At 60.4% G+C, this 21,353-nt stretch carries 34 protein-coding genes; 4 read left to right on the top strand and 30 right to left on the bottom strand.

Annotated features, from left to right (window positions below):
• The first annotated feature begins 8 nt into the window (after window positions 1-8).
• Both RLEG4DRAFT_RS17750 and RLEG4DRAFT_RS17745 read left to right on the top strand, forming a co-directional pair.
• A complete protein-coding gene (locus RLEG4DRAFT_RS17750; protein WP_003578683.1) occupies window positions 9-389 on the top strand; it encodes a YkvA family protein in 381 nt (126 codons plus the stop codon).
• Between the two features lie 21 nt (window positions 390-410).
• Entirely contained in the window at window positions 411-764 is a 354-nt protein-coding gene (locus RLEG4DRAFT_RS17745) for a lysozyme inhibitor LprI family protein (RefSeq protein ID WP_037093825.1), read from the top strand.
• A 33-nt stretch (window positions 765-797) separates the two neighbouring features.
• On the opposite strand, the gene ilvD is transcribed toward RLEG4DRAFT_RS17745, so the two are convergent.
• Window positions 798-2,636 (bottom strand): dihydroxy-acid dehydratase, encoded by a 1,839-nt coding sequence (ilvD, locus tag RLEG4DRAFT_RS17740; protein WP_003578681.1) that lies wholly within the window; start codon window positions 2,634-2,636, stop codon window positions 798-800.
• A gap of 439 nt (window positions 2,637-3,075) precedes the next feature.
• Here ilvD and msrP point away from each other — a divergent pair, with 439 nt between their 5' ends.
• Together msrP and msrQ are read left to right on the top strand one after the other, a co-directional pair.
• Window positions 3,076-4,023 carry a protein-methionine-sulfoxide reductase catalytic subunit MsrP gene (gene msrP / locus RLEG4DRAFT_RS17735; RefSeq protein WP_003578678.1) on the top strand — a complete coding sequence of 316 codons (948 nt, stop codon included), beginning with the start codon at window positions 3,076-3,078 and terminating at the stop codon, window positions 4,021-4,023.
• On the top strand, window positions 4,023-4,679 hold the full coding sequence (msrQ, locus tag RLEG4DRAFT_RS17730; protein WP_003578676.1) for a protein-methionine-sulfoxide reductase heme-binding subunit MsrQ: 657 nt from the start codon (window positions 4,023-4,025) through the stop codon (window positions 4,677-4,679). Before msrP ends, msrQ begins: the two co-directional genes overlap by 1 nt.
• 10 nt (window positions 4,680-4,689) lie before the next feature.
• On the opposite strand, the gene RLEG4DRAFT_RS17725 is transcribed toward msrQ, so the two are convergent.
• The 29 genes from RLEG4DRAFT_RS17725 to tuf all read right to left on the bottom strand — a co-directional run bounded on the left by RLEG4DRAFT_RS17725 (window position 4,690) and on the right by tuf (window position 21,313).
• Entirely contained in the window at window positions 4,690-5,112 is a 423-nt protein-coding gene (locus RLEG4DRAFT_RS17725; protein WP_037094657.1) for a DUF2809 domain-containing protein, read from the bottom strand.
• Window positions 5,113-5,281: 169 nt separating this feature from the next.
• A complete protein-coding gene (rplQ, locus tag RLEG4DRAFT_RS17720) occupies window positions 5,282-5,704 on the bottom strand; it encodes a 50S ribosomal protein L17 (RefSeq protein WP_003573769.1) in 423 nt (140 codons plus the stop codon).
• A gap of 123 nt (window positions 5,705-5,827) precedes the next feature.
• Complete coding sequence (locus RLEG4DRAFT_RS17715) at window positions 5,828-6,838, bottom strand: DNA-directed RNA polymerase subunit alpha (RefSeq protein WP_003547579.1); 1,011 nt, start codon at window positions 6,836-6,838, stop codon at window positions 5,828-5,830.
• Window positions 6,839-6,935: 97 nt separating this feature from the next.
• A complete protein-coding gene (rpsK, locus tag RLEG4DRAFT_RS17710; RefSeq protein ID WP_003547577.1) occupies window positions 6,936-7,325 on the bottom strand; it encodes a 30S ribosomal protein S11 in 390 nt (129 codons plus the stop codon).
• A 133-nt stretch (window positions 7,326-7,458) separates the two neighbouring features.
• On the bottom strand, window positions 7,459-7,827 hold the full coding sequence (rpsM, locus tag RLEG4DRAFT_RS17705) for a 30S ribosomal protein S13 (protein ID WP_003573772.1): 369 nt from the start codon (window positions 7,825-7,827) through the stop codon (window positions 7,459-7,461).
• A 221-nt stretch (window positions 7,828-8,048) separates the two neighbouring features.
• Complete coding sequence (locus RLEG4DRAFT_RS17700; RefSeq protein WP_003578673.1) at window positions 8,049-8,699, bottom strand: adenylate kinase; 651 nt, start codon at window positions 8,697-8,699, stop codon at window positions 8,049-8,051.
• Window positions 8,696-10,039, bottom strand: coding sequence for a preprotein translocase subunit SecY (gene secY / locus RLEG4DRAFT_RS17695; protein ID WP_003578672.1), 1,344 nt, complete (start codon window positions 10,037-10,039; stop codon window positions 8,696-8,698). Before secY ends, RLEG4DRAFT_RS17700 begins: the two co-directional genes overlap by 4 nt.
• A gap of 232 nt (window positions 10,040-10,271) precedes the next feature.
• On the bottom strand, window positions 10,272-10,748 hold the full coding sequence (gene rplO, locus RLEG4DRAFT_RS17690) for a 50S ribosomal protein L15 (protein WP_003573778.1): 477 nt from the start codon (window positions 10,746-10,748) through the stop codon (window positions 10,272-10,274).
• A gap of 16 nt (window positions 10,749-10,764) precedes the next feature.
• Window positions 10,765-10,974 carry a 50S ribosomal protein L30 gene (gene rpmD / locus RLEG4DRAFT_RS17685; RefSeq protein WP_003547566.1) on the bottom strand — a complete coding sequence of 70 codons (210 nt, stop codon included), beginning with the start codon at window positions 10,972-10,974 and terminating at the stop codon, window positions 10,765-10,767.
• A 14-nt stretch (window positions 10,975-10,988) separates the two neighbouring features.
• On the bottom strand, window positions 10,989-11,558 hold the full coding sequence (gene rpsE / locus RLEG4DRAFT_RS17680) for a 30S ribosomal protein S5 (RefSeq protein ID WP_003573784.1): 570 nt from the start codon (window positions 11,556-11,558) through the stop codon (window positions 10,989-10,991).
• Between the two features lie 131 nt (window positions 11,559-11,689).
• Window positions 11,690-12,052, bottom strand: a complete 363-nt coding sequence (rplR, locus tag RLEG4DRAFT_RS17675) for a 50S ribosomal protein L18 (protein ID WP_003578671.1) — start codon at window positions 12,050-12,052, stop codon at window positions 11,690-11,692.
• 12 nt (window positions 12,053-12,064) lie between these two features.
• The gene (gene rplF / locus RLEG4DRAFT_RS17670; protein ID WP_003578670.1) at window positions 12,065-12,598 is read right to left on the bottom strand and encodes a 50S ribosomal protein L6; all 534 of its coding nucleotides are present in this window, start codon (window positions 12,596-12,598) and stop codon (window positions 12,065-12,067) included.
• A gap of 42 nt (window positions 12,599-12,640) precedes the next feature.
• Window positions 12,641-13,039, bottom strand: a complete 399-nt coding sequence (rpsH, locus tag RLEG4DRAFT_RS17665) for a 30S ribosomal protein S8 (protein WP_003547562.1) — start codon at window positions 13,037-13,039, stop codon at window positions 12,641-12,643.
• A 12-nt stretch (window positions 13,040-13,051) separates the two neighbouring features.
• The gene (gene rpsN / locus RLEG4DRAFT_RS17660; protein ID WP_003573787.1) at window positions 13,052-13,357 is read right to left on the bottom strand and encodes a 30S ribosomal protein S14; all 306 of its coding nucleotides are present in this window, start codon (window positions 13,355-13,357) and stop codon (window positions 13,052-13,054) included.
• A 32-nt stretch (window positions 13,358-13,389) separates the two neighbouring features.
• The gene (gene rplE / locus RLEG4DRAFT_RS17655; protein WP_003573788.1) at window positions 13,390-13,947 is read right to left on the bottom strand and encodes a 50S ribosomal protein L5; all 558 of its coding nucleotides are present in this window, start codon (window positions 13,945-13,947) and stop codon (window positions 13,390-13,392) included.
• Entirely contained in the window at window positions 13,940-14,248 is a 309-nt protein-coding gene (gene rplX / locus RLEG4DRAFT_RS17650; RefSeq protein ID WP_003547559.1) for a 50S ribosomal protein L24, read from the bottom strand. The genes rplE and rplX overlap by 8 nt, the downstream gene beginning before the upstream one ends.
• An 11-nt stretch (window positions 14,249-14,259) precedes the next feature.
• Window positions 14,260-14,628, bottom strand: coding sequence for a 50S ribosomal protein L14 (rplN, locus tag RLEG4DRAFT_RS17645; protein WP_003573790.1), 369 nt, complete (start codon window positions 14,626-14,628; stop codon window positions 14,260-14,262).
• 257 nt (window positions 14,629-14,885) lie between these two features.
• Window positions 14,886-15,125 (bottom strand): 30S ribosomal protein S17, encoded by a 240-nt coding sequence (gene rpsQ, locus RLEG4DRAFT_RS17640; RefSeq protein WP_003573791.1) that lies wholly within the window; start codon window positions 15,123-15,125, stop codon window positions 14,886-14,888.
• A 12-nt stretch (window positions 15,126-15,137) separates the two neighbouring features.
• Window positions 15,138-15,338, bottom strand: a complete 201-nt coding sequence (gene rpmC / locus RLEG4DRAFT_RS17635; protein ID WP_003547556.1) for a 50S ribosomal protein L29 — start codon at window positions 15,336-15,338, stop codon at window positions 15,138-15,140.
• 12 nt (window positions 15,339-15,350) lie between these two features.
• Window positions 15,351-15,764: a 50S ribosomal protein L16 gene (gene rplP / locus RLEG4DRAFT_RS17630; RefSeq protein ID WP_003573792.1), complete on the bottom strand. Its 414-nt coding sequence runs from the start codon at window positions 15,762-15,764 to the stop codon at window positions 15,351-15,353.
• Window positions 15,765-15,802: 38 nt separating this feature from the next.
• Window positions 15,803-16,537: a 30S ribosomal protein S3 gene (gene rpsC / locus RLEG4DRAFT_RS17625; RefSeq protein WP_003573793.1), complete on the bottom strand. Its 735-nt coding sequence runs from the start codon at window positions 16,535-16,537 to the stop codon at window positions 15,803-15,805.
• Complete coding sequence (gene rplV, locus RLEG4DRAFT_RS17620; RefSeq protein WP_003573794.1) at window positions 16,537-16,926, bottom strand: 50S ribosomal protein L22; 390 nt, start codon at window positions 16,924-16,926, stop codon at window positions 16,537-16,539. Before rplV ends, rpsC begins: the two co-directional genes overlap by 1 nt.
• Window positions 16,927-16,928: 2 nt before the next feature.
• Window positions 16,929-17,207 carry a 30S ribosomal protein S19 gene (gene rpsS / locus RLEG4DRAFT_RS17615; RefSeq protein ID WP_003573797.1) on the bottom strand — a complete coding sequence of 93 codons (279 nt, stop codon included), beginning with the start codon at window positions 17,205-17,207 and terminating at the stop codon, window positions 16,929-16,931.
• Between the two features lie 15 nt (window positions 17,208-17,222).
• Window positions 17,223-18,059, bottom strand: a complete 837-nt coding sequence (gene rplB / locus RLEG4DRAFT_RS17610; protein WP_003547551.1) for a 50S ribosomal protein L2 — start codon at window positions 18,057-18,059, stop codon at window positions 17,223-17,225.
• Window positions 18,060-18,070: 11 nt separating this feature from the next.
• Window positions 18,071-18,364 carry a 50S ribosomal protein L23 gene (locus RLEG4DRAFT_RS17605; protein WP_003547550.1) on the bottom strand — a complete coding sequence of 98 codons (294 nt, stop codon included), beginning with the start codon at window positions 18,362-18,364 and terminating at the stop codon, window positions 18,071-18,073.
• The gene (gene rplD / locus RLEG4DRAFT_RS17600) at window positions 18,361-18,981 is read right to left on the bottom strand and encodes a 50S ribosomal protein L4 (protein ID WP_003578669.1); all 621 of its coding nucleotides are present in this window, start codon (window positions 18,979-18,981) and stop codon (window positions 18,361-18,363) included. The genes RLEG4DRAFT_RS17605 and rplD overlap by 4 nt, the downstream gene beginning before the upstream one ends.
• 12 nt (window positions 18,982-18,993) lie before the next feature.
• Window positions 18,994-19,635, bottom strand: a complete 642-nt coding sequence (gene rplC / locus RLEG4DRAFT_RS17595) for a 50S ribosomal protein L3 (protein WP_003578667.1) — start codon at window positions 19,633-19,635, stop codon at window positions 18,994-18,996.
• 39 nt (window positions 19,636-19,674) lie between these two features.
• Complete coding sequence (rpsJ, locus tag RLEG4DRAFT_RS17590; RefSeq protein ID WP_003547547.1) at window positions 19,675-19,983, bottom strand: 30S ribosomal protein S10; 309 nt, start codon at window positions 19,981-19,983, stop codon at window positions 19,675-19,677.
• Between the two features lie 154 nt (window positions 19,984-20,137).
• The gene (tuf, locus tag RLEG4DRAFT_RS17585) at window positions 20,138-21,313 is read right to left on the bottom strand and encodes an elongation factor Tu (protein WP_003573803.1); all 1,176 of its coding nucleotides are present in this window, start codon (window positions 21,311-21,313) and stop codon (window positions 20,138-20,140) included.
• Window positions 21,314-21,353: the final 40 nt, after the last annotated feature.

Below are 21,353 nucleotides of genomic sequence, written 5' to 3'. Positions count from 1 at the left end.
GACCCGCCATGCAACTGATATCAAAAGCCAAAATCTGGGCGAAGTCACTGAAGCGTGACATCGTCGCCCTATGGCTTGCAGCCAGCGACCGGCGCGTGCCCTGGTATGCGAAAGCGGTGGCTGGCGCCGTTGCCGCGTATGCGCTGTCACCCGTCGATCTCATCCCCGATTTCATTCCCGTGCTCGGCTATCTCGACGATCTGCTGATCGTGCCGCTTGGCATCCTGCTGGCGACGCGCCTTGTCCCGGTTGAGGTGATGAGCGAGCTTCGTGCCGAGGCGGCAAGATGCATCGAGCGCCCTTCCGGCCGGGCCGGACTGATCTTCATCCTTGCCGTCTGGCTTGCCTGCATCATCTTCCTGGCTCTGGCATTGCGCAAACTGGTTTGACCGGAAGTAACAGGGATAGGAATGATGACGGCAAGAGCGGTGATGATGGGTTTTGGTTTTGCGATTTCGATGTTCGCGTCGGATATGGCTATGGCGGCAAGCTTCGACTGCGATGCCAAGGAATTGAAGCCGGACGAAAAGACGATCTGCGACAACCGCGCGCTCAACGATGCCGACGTGAAAATGGTGACGACCTTCGAACTGCTCTCCGGTCTGCTGGCGATGGGCTCGCGCGGGACATTGCAGGACGAGCAGACCGCTTGGCTGAAGAAACGACAGGAATGCGCGGCGGATGCCGTCTGTATCAAGGCTGCCTATGACGAGCGGCTGAAGCAGCTCGGCGAGACCTATAAAAACATCAACCGGCCGCTTTGAAAGCGACCGGTTGCGAGAGCAGCTGACTCTTAATCAGCGGGCGTTGAGATCACGCACGGCGCCGCGGTCGGCACTCGTGGCGAAGGCCGCATAGGCCTTCAGCGCCGTCGTGACGTTGCGCTTGCGCACTTCCGTCGGATGCCAGCCCTTGGCGTCCTGATCGGCGCGCCGGGCGGCAAGTTCGGTCTCGCTGACGCGCAGGCTGATCGTCCGGTTCGGGATGTCGATATCGATCATGTCGCCTTCGCGCACCAGGCCGATCGTGCCGCCATTGGCCGCCTCCGGCGAGGCGTGGCCGATCGACAGGCCGGAGGTGCCGCCGGAGAAGCGGCCGTCGGTGATCAGCGCACAGGCTTTGCCGAGGCCCTTCGACTTCAGATAGCTCGTCGGATAGAGCATTTCCTGCATGCCGGGGCCGCCCTTCGGGCCTTCATAGCGGATGACGACGACGTCGCCGGCCTTCACCTCATTGGCGAGGATCGCCTTGACCGAGGCATCCTGGCTTTCGAAGACGCGGGCCGGGCCGGAGAATTTCAGGATCGATTCATCGACGCCGGCCGTCTTGACGATGCAGCCGTCGACCGCGAGGTTGCCCTTGAGCACGGCAAGGCCACCATCCTTGGAGAAAGGATGTTCGACCGAGCGGATGACGCCATTTTCGCGGTCGGTATCGAGTTCGTCCCAGCGGGCCTCCTGGCTGAAAGCGACCTGGGTCGGGATGCCGCCGGGCGCGGCGCGATAGAAGTTGCGGACGGTGTCGCTGTTGGTGCGGGTGATATCCCAGCGGTCGATTGCATCGCCCAGCGTCTCGGCATGCACGGTCGGGCAATCGCGGTTCAATAGACCGCCCTTTTCGAGTTCGCCGAGGATCGACATGATGCCGCCGGCGCGGTGGACGTCTTCCATATGAACGTCGCTCTTGGCCGGTGCGACCTTCGACAGGCACGGCACGCGGCGCGACAGCGCATCGATATCGGCCATGGTGAAATCGATCTCGCCTTCATGGGCGGCTGCCAGGATGTGCAGGACGGTATTGGTCGAACCGCCCATGGCGATGTCGAGCGCCATGGCATTCTCGAAGGCCTGCTTCGAGGCGATGGTGCGCGGCAGCGCCTTGACGTCGTCCTGCTCGTAATAGCGGCGGGCGAGATCGACGATCAGATGGCCGGCCTCGACGAAGAGGCGCTTCCGGTCGGCGTGGGTGGCGAGCGTCGAGCCGTTGCCGGGCAGCGACAGGCCGAGCGCTTCCGTCAGGCAGTTCATCGAATTGGCGGTAAACATGCCGGAGCAGGAACCGCAGGTCGGACAGGCCGAGCGTTCGATGGTCTGGACGTCCTCATCGCTGATCTTGTCATCGGCCGCGGCGACCATCGCATCGACGAGGTCGAGCGCGTGCGTCTTGCCGTGCAGCACGACCTTGCCGGCTTCCATCGGACCACCGGAGACGAAGACCGTCGGGATGTTGAGGCGCAGCGACGCCATCAGCATGCCTGGGGTGATCTTGTCGCAGTTCGAGATGCAGACCATGGCGTCGGCGCAATGGGCATTGACCATGTATTCGACGCTGTCGGCGATGAGCTCACGCGAGGGCAGCGAATAGAGCATGCCGTCATGGCCCATGGCGATGCCGTCATCGACGGCGATCGTGTTGAATTCCTTGGCGACGCCGCCGGCCGCTTCGATCTCGCGGGCAACGAGCTGGCCGAGATCCTTCAGATGCACGTGGCCGGGCACGAACTGGGTGAAGGAATTCACCACCGCGATGATCGGCTTGCCGAAATCCGAATCCTTCATGCCCGTGGCGCGCCAAAGGCCGCGCGCGCCTGCCATGTTGCGGCCGTGGGTCGTGGTTCTGGAACGGTAGGCTGGCATCGGTGTCTTCCTCGACGTGTCGGAAATCATCTGGCGAAGCGGGGCGGCATTGAGCCTGCGGCCTGGCAACGCTGCTTTTGGAATTGTCCTAATCCAATCGACGGGGGCTGTCACTACCGGCAAGGCCAAATCCGGTACGCTGCCTAAAGCGCCTCGCATCGAACTTGCTTCATGCAACGCGCTTTAGCTTGTTGTTTTCATGCATGTCGTTATCCCGGAACCGCTGTACACTTCCGGGCGACAGGCATTGGCGAACCGCCTTGAGCGCCATTGCTGATATACGGTGCGGCGCGGGGTTTGGTTACAGCCTATTCCATCACAGCCGAACACAAAAAATTGGCTTCCCGGCGGCATTATTCAAGGCATAGACACTAATCCGAATATGCGGGCGGTTCGTTTAGAGACTATATTCAGGAAATCCGCCCTGGAGGTTTTCGAGATGCCAAGCTTTCGCCCCCCCAAGATCGCGTCGTCGGAGATTACGCCGCGCCAGATCTATTTGCGCCGTCGTGAGTTCCTGGGCGCGGCAGCGCTCGGCGCCATGGCGCTCTACGGCGCTGGCCAGGCGAGTGCTGCCGCGCTTTCCGCCGTCGAGAGCAAGTACGAGGTCGACGAGAAGCCGACGCCGATCAAGGACGTCACGACCTACAACAACTACTATGAGTTCGGCCTCGACAAGGGCGACCCCGCAGCGAATTCCGGCGATTTCAAGCCGCTGCCCTGGACGATCAAGGTAGACGGCATGGTCAACAAACCAGGCACCTTCGACCTTGAGTCGCTGATCAAGGAATTCCCGATCGAGGAGCGCACCTATCGGATGCGCTGCGTCGAGGCCTGGTCGATGGTCATTCCCTGGGATGGCTTTCCGCTGGCAGCGCTGCTCGACAAGGTGGAGCCGCTCGGCAGCGCCAAATATGTCGCCTTCGAAACCGTGGTGCGGCCCGACGAGATGCCGGGGCAGAAGGGCTTCTTCCAGTCGCTCGACTGGCCCTATGTCGAGGGCCTGCGCCTGGACGAGGCGCGCCATCCGCTGACGTTGCTTGCCGTCGGCCTCTATGGCGAAACGCTGCCGAACCAGAATGGTGCGCCGGTGCGTCTGGTCGTGCCGTGGAAATACGGCTTCAAGGGCATCAAGTCGATCGTCAGGATCACACTGACCGACCAGCAGCCGAAGAATACCTGGCAGGTGACCAATCCGCAGGAATACGGCTTCTACGCCAACGTCAACCCTGCGGTCGACCATCCGCGATGGAGCCAGGCGAGCGAGCGGCGCATCGGCGAAAGCGGCTTTTTCGGCGCAAGCCGCCACCCCACCCTGCCCTTCAACGGTTATGCCGACGAGGTGGCGGGCCTCTATGCCGGCATGGACCTGAAGGCGAATTACTGATGGCGGAACTGTCTCTCGCCATCCCGAAGCGCTGGCAGCCCGCCTCCGTCTGGCTGCTTTATGTCGTTGGCCTCTTGCCTGCTGCCTGGACCTTCTATCTCGGCGCGACCGATCAACTCGGCGCCGATCCGGTCAAGACCTTCGAGCTCTTCCTGGGCATCTGGACGATCCGCTTCCTGATCGCAACACTTGCCGTTTCCCCTGCCCGCGAACTCCTCCGATGGAATTATTTGCGCTACCGCCGGGCGCTCGGCCTGCTGACCTTCTATTACGCGCTGATGCATTTCACCGTCTACATGGTGCTCGACCAGGCGCTGGATATTCATGCCGTCATCAACGACGTGCTGAAGCGGCCCTTCATCATGTTCGGCATGGCAGCCCTTGCGATGCTCATTCCGCTGGCGGTGACATCAAACAATCTATCGATCCGCCGGCTCGGCAAGAACTGGATCTGGCTGCACCGCCTCGTCTACATCATCGCCGCCTGCGGAGCGGTGCACTTTGCGCTGTCGACCAAGATCCTCGATCTCGAGCAATATATCTATGTCGGGCTGATCATCGCGCTCATTCTCTACCGCTCCTATCGTCCGATCGCGCGCAGCCGGAAAAAGGGCCAGGGGCGGACGCGCAATCGCGCGGTGGTCTCAGCTTCGTGAGGTGGCGGGCTTAGCGGCCAGCAGTAATCACCGCCCGCCGGCCGGGATCGAAGGCGCAGGCCGCGGCTATTCCGATTGCATAAGCGAGCATGTTCCACGGCGAAAATATGCGGCCAAGCAGCAGCGCGCCTGCCGTGGTCAGCCGAAACGCGTCGAGCCAGGGCGTGTGATAGAGCCGGAACAACTCCACTGAGATCGCCAGGAGCAGCGCGATGACGGCTATGCCTGCCGGCCGCGACTTTGCAAAAATCAGCGCCACGAGCAGATAGACCATCGCCCCCCAGAGTGCCGATCCGCCATATTTGACGACGACGAAGGGCAGATCGGCCGCATAGCCGAACCGTCTGAGCGCCAGCCCAAGGACGATCACCACAAGCAGAGCTGCAGAGCGAAGCAACTGCGCTTGAGAGCGGGTTTGGATCATTTCGCGCAGTTGAACCATCAATCAGCCCTTTAGGATGGGATGCGGAGATATCGACTTATCGGCGAGGTGCTGCCTGTCATCGCAGATCGGCGTCCCATCTCCGTCCGCGAACACTGCACAAACGAAAACAGCCGGGCTTTGTGAGCCCGGCTGTTTTCTATCCGCAGGAGCGGAAGACTTAAGCGGCGACGGCCTGCTCTTCGGCAGCGACGCGGGCCTTGTCGGCTGCGCCCTTGGCGAAGGTGTCGCGATCGACGAATTCGACAACGGCCATGGCGGCATTGTCGCCCTGGCGGAAGCCGGCCTTCATGATGCGCAGGTAGCCGCCGTTGCGGGTGGCGTAACGCGTTGCGATCGTGTCGAACAGCTTCGAAACGACAGCCGCATCGCGGATCTGCGAGATCGCCTGACGGCGAGCATGCAGGTCGCCGCGCTTGCCGAGCGTGACGAGCTTCTCGACGATCGGACGGATTTCCTTGGCCTTCGGCAGGGTCGTGACGATCTGCTCGTGGGTAATCAGCGAAGCCGCCATGTTGGCGAACATCGCCTTGCGGTGGCTTGCAGTTCTATTCAGCTTGCGGCCGGCTTTACCGTGGCGCATTGCTATTCTCCTTTAATGCAGGTGCCCTTACGTTAAGTGGGCCTGCCGTTTCCTGGCACATGCAGGCGATCGGCCTGCTGTTTGACGGGGAAAGGCAGCCGAAAGAGCCTGCCTTTTGTTTTCTCAGTACTGGTCTTCGTAACGCTTGGCGAGATCTTCGATGTTCTCGGGCGGCCATGCCGGCACTTCCATGCCGAGGTGCAGGCCCATGGAAGCGAGAACTTCCTTGATTTCGTTCAGCGACTTGCGACCAAAATTCGGCGTGCGGAGCATTTCTGCTTCGGTCTTCTGAATGAGGTCGCCGATGTAGACGATGTTGTCGTTCTTCAGGCAGTTTGCCGAACGGACCGACAATTCGAGTTCGTCCACCTTCTTGAGGAGAGCCGGGTTGAAAGCGAGTTCGGTGACTGCTTCCTCTTCGGTTTCCTTCTGCGGCTCGTCGAAGTTGACGAAGACGCCAAGCTGATCCTGGAGGATGCGCGCCGCGAAAGCGACGGCGTCTTCGCCGGTGATCGAGCCATCGGTTTCGATGGTCATGTTCAGCTTGTCGTAGTCGAGAACCTGTCCTTCGCGGGTATTTTCAACCTTGTAGGACACCTTCTTGACCGGCGAATAGAGGCTGTCGACCGGGATGAGACCGATCGGAGCATCTTCCGCACGATTGCGCTCGGCCGGAACGTAGCCCTTGCCGTTGTTGACGGTGAACTCCATGCGGATTTCGGCGCCCTCGTCGAGCGTGCAGATGACATGCTCGGGGTTGAGGATTTCGATATCGCCGACCGTCTGGATGTCGCCAGCCGTCACAACGCCCGGGCCCTGCTTACGCACGACCATGCGCTTTGCGTCGTCGCCATCCATCTTGATGGCGATTTCCTTGATGTTGAGCACGATGTCCGTCACGTCTTCGCGGACGCCCGGAATCGAGGAGAATTCATGCAGCACGCCATCGATCTGCACCGCCGTGACGGCAGCGCCGCGCAGCGAGGAGAGCAGAACGCGGCGAAGCGCATTGCCGAGGGTCAGGCCGAAGCCGCGCTCCAGCGGTTCGGCAACAAGCGTCGCCCTGGTGCGCGAGCTCGAAGAGAACTCCACCTTGTTCGGCTTGATCAGTTCCTGCCAGTTCTTCTGAATCATAAGTTTGCCTTCCGTTCGTTGCCACCATCCAATCGTGGCAACCGAGCTTGAAAACCACCGGGAGCGCCGAGGCGCTCACCAGTGACGATAGCGATGATCAGACGCGGCGCTTCTTGCGCGGACGGCAGCCATTGTGCGGGATCGGGGTCACGTCGCGGATGGACGTGATCATGAAACCTGCAGCCTGGAGCGCGCGCAGAGCCGACTCACGACCCGAACCCGGACCGCAGACTTCGACTTCCAGCGACTTCATGCCGTGTTCCTGAGCCTTCTTGGCGCAGTCTTCAGCAGCGATCTGGGCGGCGAACGGGGTCGACTTGCGCGAGCCCTTGAAGCCCTTGGCGCCAGCCGACGACCAAGCGATCGCGTTGCCCTGGGCATCGGTGATGGTGATCATCGTGTTGTTGAAGGTCGAGTTGACGTGAGCGACACCCGACGAGATGTTCTTGCGCTCGCGACGGCGAACGCGGACGGCTTCCTTAGCCATGGTATTCCTTTCGTTGATCTCTTCACCGCCGTAATGCCAGCGGCTACACCGGAACGGCGCCTATATGGTCCCGCTCCAAACTCAAAAGAGGCCGGCGCAGACCGCCAGCCTCCCCACCCCGGTTTCCCGGAAATTACTTCTTCTTGCCAGCGATTGCCTTTGCCGGACCCTTGCGGGTGCGGGCATTGGTGTGCGTGCGCTGACCGCGGACCGGAAGGCCGCGGCGATGACGCAGGCCGCGGTAGCAGCCGAGATCCATCAGACGCTTGATGTTCATCGCGGTATCGCGACGAAGATCGCCTTCGACCTGATAGTCGCGGTCGATGGCTTCGCGGATCTGAAGGACTTCGGCGTCCGTCAGCTGATGCACACGACGTTCAGCCGGGATACCGACCTTCTCGACGATTTCCTGTGCGAATTTCGGACCGATCCCGTGAATGTAGGTCAGCGCAATAACAACGCGCTTCGCAGTCGGGATGTTGACGCCAGCGATACGTGCCACGCCTGTTCTCCTTGCATTCCAGTTGCCATCCGGCAAGTGGGCTTCGTTATGCGGCCTTTGGAACCGCTCGTTCAGATTTATGTCCGTAACATGTCAAAACGACCGCACCCGGACTTCCCTGGGAAATCCGCGCCGATCGCATGGAATGTCGCGAGTTGGCGCGGTGTTTAACGGAATCACTGCTGAAAAGCAACCGTTCCGCCAAGTTTATTTTCAAAGCCTTAAAGCTTCGAAAGAATGCTTTCGACCTCGGCCGTCACCTGATCGATCTCCGCCATGCCGTCCACGGACCTGAGTTTGCCCTTGGCATGGTAATAACCGATCAGCGGCGAGGTTTCCTTGTAGTAGACTTGCAGCCGAGCCGTCATGGTTTCCGGGTTGTCGTCAGGACGGCGCTTGAAGTGCGTGGAACCGCACTTGTCGCACACGCCTTCGGCAGCCGGGACCTTATCGGTATCGTGATAGACGCTGCCGCACTGTGCGCAGGAATAGCGACCGGCGACGCGACGGACCAGTTCCTCATCGTCGACACGGAATTCGACGACGACGGAGAGGCTGAGACCCTTTGCCCTCAGCATCGCTTCGGTGGCATCCGCCTGGACGAGCGTCCGGGGGAAGCCGTCGAGAATGAAGCCGTTGGCGCAATCTGGCTGATCGATTCGCTCGGAGACGATGGCGATAACAATCTCATCCGAGACAAGTTTGCCGGCATCCATCACCGCCTTGGCGCGCTTGCCGACATCCGTGCCGGCGTTAACCGCTGCGCGCAGCATGTCCCCCGTGGAAAGCTGCGGAATGCCGTGCTTCTCCACGATCCGCTGGGCCTGGGTTCCCTTACCCGCGCCCGGCGGCCCTAAAAGGATAAGTCTCATCGCCCCCTCTTTCCTCCACGCAACTTCGATTTCTTGATCAGGCCTTCGTATTGCTGCGCGATCAGGTGACCCTGGATCTGTGCAACCGTATCAAGAGTTACGCTAACCACGATCAAAAGCGAAGTCCCACCAAGGGATAATGGGATGCCCGTTTGCGACACCAAGATCTCGGGAAGGATGCAGACGAAGACGAGATAGATCGCGCCGATCACCGTGATTCGGGTCAGCACGTAGTCGATATATTCGGCGGTGCGCTCGCCCGGCCGGATGCCCGGAATGAAGCCGCCATGCTTCTTCAGATTGTCGGCCGTGTCCTTCGGATTGAAGACGATGGCCGTATAGAAGAAGGCGAAGAAGGCGATCAGCGCTGCATAGAGCACCATATAGAGCGGCTGGCCATGGCCGAGCGCCGCAACGATCGACGTCGCCCAGGAGGGCATTGCCGTGCTGTTGGCAAAGCCCGCAAGCGTTGCCGGCAGCAGCAGCAGCAGCGACGAGGCGAAGATCGCCGGGATGACGCCTGAGGTGTTGAGCTTCAGCGGCAGGTGCGAGGTATCGCCCTGGAACATGCGGTTGCCGACCTGGCGCTTCGGATACTGGATCAGCAGCCGGCGCTGCGCCCGCTCGACGAAGACGATGACGCCGATGACGCCGATCGCGACGATGATGACGAGCAGGATGAGGAAGGTCGACAGCGCGCCGGTGCGGCCGAGCTCGAGGGTGCCGGCAAGAGCTGTCGGAAGACCGGCGGCGATGCCGGCGAAGATGATCAGCGAGATGCCGTTGCCGATGCCGCGCGAGGTGATCTGCTCGCCGAGCCACATCAGGAACATCGTGCCGCCGAGCAGCGTCAGAACGGTGGAAACACGGAAGAACAAGCCCGGCTCGACGACGAGGCCCTGGCCGCTCTCAAGGCCGGCGGCGATGCCGTAGGCCTGGAGCGCACCGAGGATGACCGTGCCATAGCGGGTATACTGGTTGATGATCTTGCGGCCCTGCTCGCCCTCCTTCTTGAGGTTCTCGAGTGCCGGCACGACCGAGGTCATCAGCTGCACGATGATCGAAGCGGAGATATAGGGCATGATGCCGAGCGCAAAAATCGCCATGCGCTGGACGGCGCCGCCCGAAAACATGTTGAAAAGGCCGAGAATGCCGCCTGCCTGGCCGCGGAAAGCCTGGGCATAGGCTTCGGGATTGAGGCCCGGAAGCGGAATATGGGTACCGAGCCTGTAGACGAGGAGAGCTGCCAGTGTGAACCACAAGCGCTTCTTCAAATCCTCAGCTTTGGCAAAGGTCGAAAAATTGAGGTTGGATGCCAATTGTTCCGCTGCAGAAGCCATGCGATTCTCCGCGCTACCAATTCCGGCGTCTGTTAGGGACAGCCGGCCCCGGAATCAGTATGAAAATTATTCAAAACCGGGTTCAGTACGGATTGCAGCGCAACCCCATGCCTCACCCTTGTTTTAGTCTTACCGGCATGACGCGGGCGCGCCAGCCAAGTTTTTGTGAGGCCCACATATGGGAGCAAAATCGCCCGGTGTGAAGCACCCCGGGCGATATATCATCAGATTATTATTCGGCTGCAGCCGGGGCCGAAAGCAGCGTTACGGCGCCGCCGGCCTTTTCGATCTTCTCGACGGCAGGCTTGGAAGCGCCTGCGACGACGATGGTGATCTTGGCCTTGAGCTCGCCGTCGCCGAGAACGCGAACGCCGTCCTTGGCGCGGCGGATGACGCCGGCTGCCTTGAGAGCAGCTGCGTCAACGGTCGCCTTGGCATCGAGCTTGCCGGCGTCGATCGCCGCCTGGATGCGAGCCAGCGACACAACAACAAAATCGGAAGCGAAAATGTTGTTGAAGCCGCGCTTCGGCAGGCGACGATAGATCGGCATCTGGCCGCCTTCGAAGCCGTTGATGGCGACGCCCGAACGGGACTTCTGCCCCTTTACACCGCGACCACCGGTCTTGCCCGAGCCCGAGCCGATACCGCGGCCGAGGCGCTTGCGGCTGTGGGTCGAGCCTTCGTTGTCTTTAATTTCATTAAGTTTCATGAGCGTTTCCTCCGTCTCACTTCTCGTCGACGACGCGAACGAGATGCTGGACAGCACGGATCATGCCACGAACGGAAGGAGTATCCTCCAGCGTGCGGCGACGGTGCATCTTGTTCAGTCCGAGACCGATCAGCGTGCGCTGCTGGACATCCGGACGGCGAATCGGGCTGCCGATCTGTTCGATCGTGACAGTCTTCGCTTCAGCCTTCTTGGTAGCCTTGGCCATCTGTCAAACTCCTCTTATTCTTCAGAGGCGTTGCCGGAGGCGCTACGACGAGCCTGCAGCGTTGCATACTTGATGCCGCGCTGAGCTGCGATGTCCTTCGGGTGAACCTGGTGCTTCAGAGCGTCGAAGGTGGCGCGAACCATGTTGTAGGGGTTCGACGAACCGGTCGACTTGGCGACGACGTCATGCATGCCGAGCGTTTCGAATACGGCGCGCATCGGACCGCCGGCGATGATGCCGGTACCGACCTTGGCCGAACGCAGCAGAACCTTGCCGGCGCCGTGACGGCCATGAACGTCGTGATGCAGCGTACGGCCGTCACGCAGCGGTACGAAGATCAGTTCGCGCTTGGCGGCTTCGGTTGCCTTGCGGATGGCTTCCGGCACTTCGCGTGCCTTGCCATGGCCGAAGCCGACGCGGCCCTTCTGGTCGCCAACGACGACGAGTGCGGCGAAACCAAAACGACGGCCGCCCTTGACGACCTTGGCGACGCGGTTGATCGCGACCAGCTTGTCGACGAACTCGCTATCGCGCTCTTCACGGCTCTGGCGGTCTTCCCGCTGCGGCCTTCTTTCCTGTGCCATTGTCCTCTTCCTTTTTCTTTTCCGGGTGCAATCGGCAAACAAATGTGGACCGCATCAGCCTCCCCTTCCGGAGAGTGCCTGCGGTCCGGCGAAAATCCGGCCGGCGCTGAAAGCGTCCGGCCGGAAACTGATCAGAAGGTGAGACCGCCTTCGCGGGCTGCATCGGCGAGAGCCTTGATGCGGCCGTGATAGATGAAGGCGCCACGGTCGAATACGACGTCGGTGACGCCCGCCTTCGAGGCGCGCTCTGCAACGAGCTTGCCGACGAGGGCAGCTGCTGCTGTGTCAGCACCGGTCTTCAGAGAACCGCGCAGATCCTTATCGAGGGTCGATGCAGCGGCAAGCGTCTTGCCGGCAACATCGTCGATAACCTGAGCGTAGATGTTCTTCGAGGAGCGATGAACCGACAGGCGCGGACGGCCGTTGGCCACCGACTTGAGATGACGGCGCACGCGGTTGGCACGACGTGCAAGTGCTTCTTTCCTGCTAGCCATTTCGCGTGATCCTTACTTCTTCTTGCCTTCTTTGCGGACGATCCGCTCGTCAGCGTACTTGACGCCCTTGCCCTTGTAGGGTTCAGGACCGCGATATTCGCGGATTTCGGCGGCGACCTGACCGACCTGCTGCTTATTGATGCCGGAGACAACAATTTCAGTCGGCTTCGGAACAGCGATCGTGATGCCGACCGGCGGCTCATAGATCACGTCATGGCTGAAACCGAGAGCCAGCTGCAGGTTCTTGCCCTGCAGCGAGGCGCGGTAACCGACGCCGTTGATTTCGAGCTTGCGCTCAAAGCCGTCCTTGACGCCCTTGAAGATGCCTTCGATCATCGTGCGGGACATGCCCCACTTCGAACGTGCATCCTTGGTCTGGTTAACGGGCGTCACGACGACCGCGTTGTTTTCGAGCTTGAGGCTGATTTCGTCGTTAGCAACGAAAAACAGCTCGCCCTTCGGGCCCTTTGCAGTGACCTTCTGGCCATCGACCGTAGCCGTGATCCCAGCAGGCACCTGAACGGGCTTTTTACCGATACGAGACATGTTTCAATCCTGTCTGTTCGCTATGGAGATCCCTGCCCGATCTTAGAAGACCGAGCAAAGAACCTCGCCGCCAACGTTCTGTTCGCGAGCCTGGTGATCGGCCATCACACCCTTCGGAGTCGAAAGGATGGTGATGCCGAGGCCGTTCGCGACCTGCGGAATGGACTTGACCGAGACATAAACCCGGCGGCCCGGCTTGGACACACGGCCGATCTCACGGATCACCGATGCGCCTTCATAATATTTCAGCTCGATGCTGAGTTCCGACTTGCCATTGCCGAAATCGACAACGGAATAGCCACGGATGTAGCCTTCGGACTGCAGAACATCGAGAACACGTGCACGGAGCTTGGACGCAGGCGTCGAGACCGACGACTTGCGGCGGGAAGCGCCGTTACGGATACGGGTGAGCATATCGCCCAACGGATCAGTCATTGTCATGTAACCTGCTCCTTACCAGCTCGACTTGACGATGCCCGGCACCTTGCCGAGATTGCCCAGTTCACGCAGCGCAATACGCGACATGCGCAGTTTGCGGTAATATGCGCGCGGACGCCCCGAAACTTCGCAACGGTTGCGAATACGGGTCTTCGATCCATCACGCGGCAGGGATGCCAGCTTGATCGAGGCCTTGAACCGCTCTTCGATCGGAAGAGCCTGGTTCATGATGATCGCCTTCAACGCAGCCCGCTTAGCGGCCTGGTTGGCGACCGTAGTACGGCGGCGCTTGTTCTTTTCAACTGCGCTTGTCTTCGCCATGTCAGGTTCCTTTTCTACGCTCGTCGTTACGGTTATTGACGGAACGGGAAGCTGAACTCTTTCAGAAGAGCCCGTGCTTCGTCGTCGGTCGTCGCCGTCGTGCAAACGATGATGTCCATGCCCCACATCTGATCAACCTTGTCGTAGTTGATCTCAGGGAACACAATGTGCTCCTTGATGCCCATGGCGAAGTTGCCACGGCCGTCAAAGCTTTTCGGGTTCAGGCCGCGGAAGTCGCGAACGCGCGGGAGCGCGATGTTCACGAGACGGTCCAGGAACTCATACATGCGGGCGCCGCGCAGGGTGACCTTCGCGCCGATCGGCATCTGTTCGCGGACCTTGAAGCCTGCGATGGAGTTGCGGGCGCGGGTGATGACCGGCTTCTGGCCGGCGATCGCTGCGAGGTCGGCGGCAGCTACCGTCGGCTTCTTCGAGTCAGCGGTCGCTTCGCCGACACCCATGTTGATCACGATCTTGTCGAGCTTCGGGATCATCATCTCGTTGGCGTAGGAGAACTGCTCCTGCATCGCCTTGCGGATGCGCTCGACATATTCCTTCTTGAGCCGCGGCTCGTATTTTGCCTCAGCCATCGATCACTTCTCCAGAACGCTTGGCCACACGGACCTTCTTGCCGTCAACAACCTTGAAACCGACGCGGGTCGGCTTGCCGTCCTTGTCGATGATTGCAACGTTGGACAGGTGAACCGGGGCTTCCTTGTTGATGATGCCGGCTTCCTGGGTCTGCGTCTGGCGCTGATGGCGCTTGACGACGTTGACGCCACGAACAACGGCACGATCTTCCTTCGGCATGACCTGGACAACTTCGCCGGTACGGCCCTTGTCCTTGCCAGCGAGCATGACGACCTTGTCGCCCTTACGAATCTTCTGCATCGCTTTGCTCCTTACAGTACTTCGGGAGCCAGCGAGATGATCTTCATGTGGTTCTTGGCGCGAAGTTCGCGCGGAACCGGTCCGAAGATACGGGTGCCGATCGGCTCTTTTTTGTTGTCGATGAGGACTGCTGCGTTGGTGTCGAAGCGGATGACAGAGCCATCCGGACGACGGATGTCCTTGGCGGTGCGAACGACAACCGCCTTCATCACGTCACCCTTCTTCACACGGCCGCGCGGGATCGCTTCCTTGATCGAAACGACGATGACGTCGCCGATCGAGGCATACTTGCGCTTCGAGCCGCCCAGCACCTTGATGCACATGACACGACGTGCGCCGGAATTATCCGCGACGTCGAGGTTTGTTTGCATCTGAATCATATCAGGTCGCCTTCTTGGTTTACCGGAATGGTTGGGCTAGCCCCCTACTCCGGCTTATGAAAATTTTCGCCGGCCGAGCTGCCATGACGGCAGCACAGACGCGGCAATGCTGAATAGCGCGGGATCGATCGTGCCAGGGTGGTTTCCCGAAGGACCTTCCGTGCGCTCAAAGCAAAAGAACGCCCGGCATTCGAGCGTTCTGACGCTGCTTCATACAGATATTTCGGCGAGACGCAAGGCCTCGCACAAAATTCTGTTTACTGACCCTGGGCGGAAATGACCGTCCAGCGCTTGTCCTTGGAGATCGGCGCGCATTCCTCGATGGATACGGTATCGCCAATCTTGTACTGGTTGTTCTCGTCGTGGGCCTTGTACTTCTTGGAACGACGAACGGTCTTCTGGAGCAGCGGGTGAGCGAAACGACGCTCGACACGAACCACTACCGTCTTCTCGTTCTTGTCGCCAACGACGACGCCCTGCAGGATGCGCTTCGGCATATTTTTCTTCCTTTAGGCCTTAACTTCTGCCGCCTTCTGGCGGGCAATGGTTTTCACGCGGGCGATGTCCTTGCGGACTTCGTTGATGCGCGAGGACTTTTCGAGCTGGCCGGTCGCCTTCTGGAAGCGCAGGTTGAACTGCTCCTTCTTCAGCTTAGCAAGCTCGTCCTTGAGTTGGTCGGCGGTGAACCCGCGAACATCTGAGGCTTTCATGAGCTCAATCCCTTACTCTGCAATGCGCTGAACGAAGCGCGTCTTGACCGAGAGCTTGGCAGAGCCGAGACGAAGCGCCTCACGGGCGATTTCTTCGCTGACACCGTCGATCTCGAACATCATACGGCCGGGCTTGACCTTGCAGGCCCAGTATTCAACGGAGCCCTTACCCTTACCCATGCGGACTTCGGTCGGCTTTGCGGTTACCGGAACGTCCGGGAACACGCGGATCCACACACGACCGGCGCGCTTCATGTAACGCGTGATCGCGCGGCGAGCCGCTTCGATCTCGCGTGCATTGACGCGGTTGGGTTCCTGAGCCTTCAGGCCGAATTCGCCGAATGCCAGGTCAGAGCCGCCCTTGGCAACACCCTTGATGCGGCCCTTGAATTGCTTGCGGTACTTAGTACGCTTTGGCTGCAACATTTTCTTACTTCTCCGAGCTTATCTTTCGCCAGCGCTAATTACGCGTTGTCGCGTTCGCGGCGACGATCGCCACGGTCGCGTTCGCGGCTTGCCGGACCCTGTGCGTCGCCTTCCAGCGCGCGACGTTCGGAAGCCATCGGATCGTGCTCAAGGATTTCGCCCTTGAAGATCCAGACCTTGATGCCGCAGATACCGAATGCGGTTTCTGCTTCGGCCGTGCCGTAGTCGATGTCGGCGCGCAGCGTGTGCAGCGGCACACGACCTTCGCGGTACCATTCCGTACGGGCGATTTCAGCGCCGCCGAGACGACCAGCGCAGGTGATCTTGATGCCTTCGGCGCCAAGACGCATCGCGGACTGAACAGCGCGCTTCATGGCGCGGCGGAAAGCCACGCGGCGCTCGAGCTGCTGGGCGATCGACTGAGCGACCAGCGTTGCGTCGACTTCGGGCTTGCGCACTTCAACGATGTTGAGGTGCGTTTCCGAATTGGTCATGTCCGACAGCTTCTTGCGGAGCTTGTCGATGTCTGCGCCCTTGCGGCCGATGATCAGGCCCGGACGTGCCGAGTGGATCGTGACGCGGCACTTCTTGTGCGGACGCTCGATGACCACCTTGGAGATCCCGGCCTGCTTCAGTTCGCTCATGACGAACTTGCGCATCTTCAGGTCTTCGTGCAGCAGCTGGCCGTACTCGGCATTGTCCGCGAACCAGCGGCTATCCCAGGTACGGTTGATGCCAAGACGGAAACCGATTGGATTGATTTTCTGACCCATTATGCGGCCTCCTCTACTGCCTGCACTTCACGAACGACGATCGTCAGGTGCGCGAAAGGCTTTTCGATGCGCGACGCGCGACCGCGGCCACGAGCGTGGAAACGCTTCATGACGATCGACTTGCCGACATAGGCCTCGGCGACGACGAGAGCGTCGACGTCGAGATCGTGGTTGTTCTCGGCGTTGGCGATCGCAGATTCGAGCGTCTTCTTGACAGCTCCTGCGATGCGCTTGCGGGAGAACTCCAGCTCAGCGAGTGCGCGCTCGACCTTCTTACCGCGGATAGCCGCAGCAACCAGATTGAGCTTCTGGGGGCTGACGCGGAGCGTGCGGGCGACTGCTTGCGCCTCGTTGTCCTTCAGCCGGCGTTCGGCTTTTGCCTTGCCCATTGTTACTTCCTCTTCGCCTTCTTGTCCGCGCCGTGACCGTAGTAGGTGCGGGTCGGAGAGAATTCACCGAACTTGTGGCCGACCATGTCTTCATTGACGCTGACCGGGATATGCTTGCTGCCGTTGTAGACGCCGAAGGTAAGACCGACGAACTGCGGCAGGATCGTGGAGCGACGGCTCCAGATCTTGATCACTTCTGCACGTCCGCCTTCACGAACCTTCTCAGCCTTCTTGAGAAGATAGCCGTCAACGAACGGACCTTTCCATACTGAACGAGCCATTGGAGACTTCCTCTCTTACTTCTTACGCTGATGACGCGAGCGCATGATCATCTTGTCGGTCGACTTGTTCGACCGGGTGCGCTTGCCCTTGGTCGGCTTGCCCCACGGTGTCACCGGATGACGACCACCGGAGGTGCGGCCTTCACCACCGCCGTGCGGATGGTCGACCGGGTTCATGACGACACCGCGGTTATGCGGACGCTTGCCGCGCCAAACGGTACGACCGGCCTTGCCGTCGTTGATGTTGGCGTGGTCCGGGTTGGAGACGGCGCCGATCGAAGCAAGGCAGGAGCCATGAACGAGACGCTGTTCACCGGAGTTCAGGCGAAGGATCGCCATGCCCTGGTCACGGCCGACGAGCTGTGCGTAGCCACCGGCGGAGCGAGCAATCTGACCGCCCTTGCCCGGCTTCATTTCCACGTTGTGGATGATGGAGCCGACCGGGATGAACTGCAGCGGCATGGTGTTGCCGGGCTTGACGTCGACAGCCTTCTCGGAAGCGATGACCTTGTCACCGGCAGCGAGACGCTGAGGAGCGAGAATATAAGCCTTCTCGCCGTCAGCATAGTTTACCAGCGCGATGAAAGCCGTGCGGTTCGGATCGTATTCGATACGCTCGACCGTGCCTTCGACGTCGAACTTGCGACGCTTGAAGTCGATCAGACGATAGGTCCGCTTGTGACCGCCGCCGATGAAGCGGGCGGTGATGCGACCGAGGTTGTTACGACCGCCGCTCTTGGTCAGGCCTTCCGTCAGCGCCTTGACCGGCTTGCCCTTGTAGAGGGCCGAACGGTCGACGATGACCAGCTGGCGCTGGCTCGGGGTGATCGGATTGAATGTTTTCAATGCCATTTTCTTATACCTCAGAGACCGGTGGAGACGTCGATCGTCTGGCCTTCAGCCAGGGTCACAACAGCCTTCTTCACGTCCTTCTGCTTGCCGACGAAACCGCGGAACCGCTTGGTCTTGCCCTTGCGCAGCAGAGTGTTGACGGCCGTAACCTTGACGCCGAACAGCGCCTCGACAGCAGCCTTGATTTCCGGCTTCGTCGCCTGCTTGGCGACATTGAAAACAACCTGGTTGTTTTCGGATACCAGCGTGGACTTTTCGGTGATCGCCGGAGAGACGATCACATCGTAGTGGCGAAGATCGGTCACTTGAATCGCTCCTCTAGCGCTTCAACCGCAGCCTTGGAAAGCACGAGCTTGCCGCGGCGCACGATGTCGTAAACGTTGATGCCCTGGATCGGCAGAACATCGATGTTCGGGATGTTCTGAGCTGCGAGCTTGAAGTTGCCGTCAAGTTCTGCGCCGCCGATGAAGAGGGCGTTGGTCAGGCCGAGCGTCTCGAATACGGACGCGAGAGCCTTGGTCTTGGCTTCAGCCGCAACCAGGTTGTCGATGACGATGACGTCATCGGCCTTGATCTTGGCCGAAAGGGCGTGGCGAAGGCCAAGTGCACGAACCTTCTTGGGAAGGTCATGCTCGTGGCTGCGGACGACCGGGCCGTGAGCCTTGCCGCCGCCGCGGAACTGCGGAGCGCGAGCCGAATGGTGGCGGGCGCGGCCCGTACCCTTCTGCTTGTACATCTTGGCGCCGGTGCGCGAAACTTCAGCGCGGCCCTTTGCCTTGTGGGTGCCCTGCTGCTTCTTGGCAAGCTGCCAGCGGATGACGCGGGCGAGAATGTCTTCGCGGGGCTCAAGGCCGAAAATCGCATCAGAAAGAGAAACCTTCCCTGCGTCTTTTCCCTCGAGGGTCTTGACGTTGAATTCCATTGGTCCGGCTCCTTACTTCGCTGCCGACTTGACGGCATCGCGCACGATGATCCAGGCACCCTTGGAACCGGGCACTGCACCCTTGATCAGGATCAGACCGCGATCTTCATCGGTCGAAACCACTTCCAGGTTCTGAGTCGTTACGCGCGTCTGGCCCATGTGACCAGCCATCTTCTTGTTCTTGAATACCTTGCCCGGATCCTGGCGCGAGCCGGTCGAACCGTGCGAGCGGTGCGATACCGACACACCGTGCGTGGCGCGCAGACCGCCGAAACCGTGACGCTTCATGGCGCCGGCAAAACCCTTACCGATCGTCGTGCCCGTCACGTCGACGAGCTGACCAGCCGCAAAGTGACCGGCCTTAAGCTCCGTGCCGATCTCAAGCAGGTTGTCTTCCGACACGCGGAATTCCTGGATCTTGGCCTTCGGCTCGACGTTGGCGATGGCAAAGTTGCCGCGCATCGCCTTCGACGTGTTCTTCACCTTCGCCTGGCCGGCACCGAGCTGAACTGCGGTATAGCCATTCTTTTCGACAGTGCGCGTGGCAACGACCTGAACGGCCTCCATGCGCAGTACCGTTACCGGGACATGCTCACCGGCGTCGTTATAGACGCGGGTCATTCCCACCTTCTGTGCAATCACACCTGAACGCATCGGTTCAATCCTTCTCACTCAGCCCGAAGACCCGAGGTCTCAGAGCTTGATCTCAACATCGACACCGGCGGCGAGATCGAGCTTCATCAGCGCGTCTACCGTCTGCGGGGTCGGGTCAACGATATCGAGAAGGCGCTTGTGCGTGCGCATCTCGAACTGTTCACGGCTCTTCTTGTCGATGTGCGGGGACCGGTTGACCGTAAACTTCTCGATGCGGGTCGGAAGCGGAACGGGGCCCCGGACGCTTGCACCGGTGCGCTTAGCCGTCGATACGATCTCGCGCGTGGAGGCATCGAGAATCCGGTGATCGAACGCCTTCAGGCGGATGCGGATATTCTGGCCGTTCATTCGACTTTATCCTTGTGTCTGTTATCCGCGTGTCACCATTCAGGGACACGACTTACCTTCAGTTACGTTAGCGGGCCACCGGTTTCAAAGATCGAGAGGGACACCGAGATCGGCGTCCCTATCCTTTCCTTGGGCCTGGTGGCCCAGCCGCTAATTACTCGACGATCGAAGCAACGATACCGGCGCCGACGGTGCGGCCGCCTTCGCGGATCGCGAAGCGCAGCTTTTCTTCCATCGCGATCGGAACGATCAGCTCGACAGCAACGGTGACGTTGTCGCCCGGCATGACCATTTCCGTGCCTTCCGGCAGCGTCACGATGCCCGTCACATCTGTCGTGCGGAAGTAGAACTGCGGACGGTAGTTGGTGAAGAACGGCGTATGACGGCCACCCTCTTCCTTCGTCAGGATGTAGGCTTCGGCCATGAACTTCTTGTGCGGCTTGACAGAGCCCGGCTTGCACAGGATCTGGCCACGCTCGACGCCGTCCCGGTTCACACCGCGAACCAGAGCGCCGATGTTGTCGCCGGCCTGGCCCTGATCGAGCAGCTTGCGGAACATTTCAACGCCGGTCACCGTCGTCTTCGAGGTCGCGCGGATGCCGACGATCTCGACTTCTTCGCCAACCTTGACAATGCCACGCTCGACGCGGCCGGTCACAACCGTACCACGGCCCGAGATCGAGAACACGTCTTCGATCGGCATCAGGAACGGCTGGTCGATCGGACGCTCAGGCGTCGGGATGTAGGCGTCAACCGCAGCCATCAGCTCGCGGATCGCGTCTTCGCCGATCTTCTTGTCCGAATCTTCGAGAGCAGCAAGCGCCGAACCCTTGACCACCGGGATATCGTCGCCCGGGAAGTCGTAGGACGACAGCAGTTCGCGAACTTCGAGCTCGACAAGTTCGAGAAGCTCGGCGTCGTCAACCTGGTCGACCTTGTTCAGGAACACAACGATCGCCGGAACGCCGACCTGGCGGGCCAGCAGGATGTGTTCGCGCGTCTGCGGCATCGGGCCGTCAGCGGCCGAGCACACCAGGATCGCGCCGTCCATCTGGGCAGCACCGGTGATCATGTTCTTGACGTAGTCGGCGTGGCCGGGGCAGTCGACGTGCGCGTAGTGGCGGGCCGGCGTCTCATATTCGACGTGGGCCGTCGAAATGGTGATGCCACGGGCCTTTTCTTCCGGAGCAGCGTCGATCTGGTCGTACGCCTTGAACTCACCGAAGTACTTCGTGATCGCTGCCGTCAGAGACGTCTTGCCGTGGTCAACGTGGCCGATCGTGCCGATGTTGACGTGCGGCTTGTTGCGCTCAAACTTACTCTTTGCCATTTGAATGCTTCCTGTGAACGAAATGGTGGGCCCCGGCGAA

The organism is Rhizobium leguminosarum bv. trifolii WSM2297, assembly GCF_000271845.1.
Note: the sequence above shows the minus strand (reverse complement) of the source record. Positions and strands in the feature narration are given on the sequence as shown.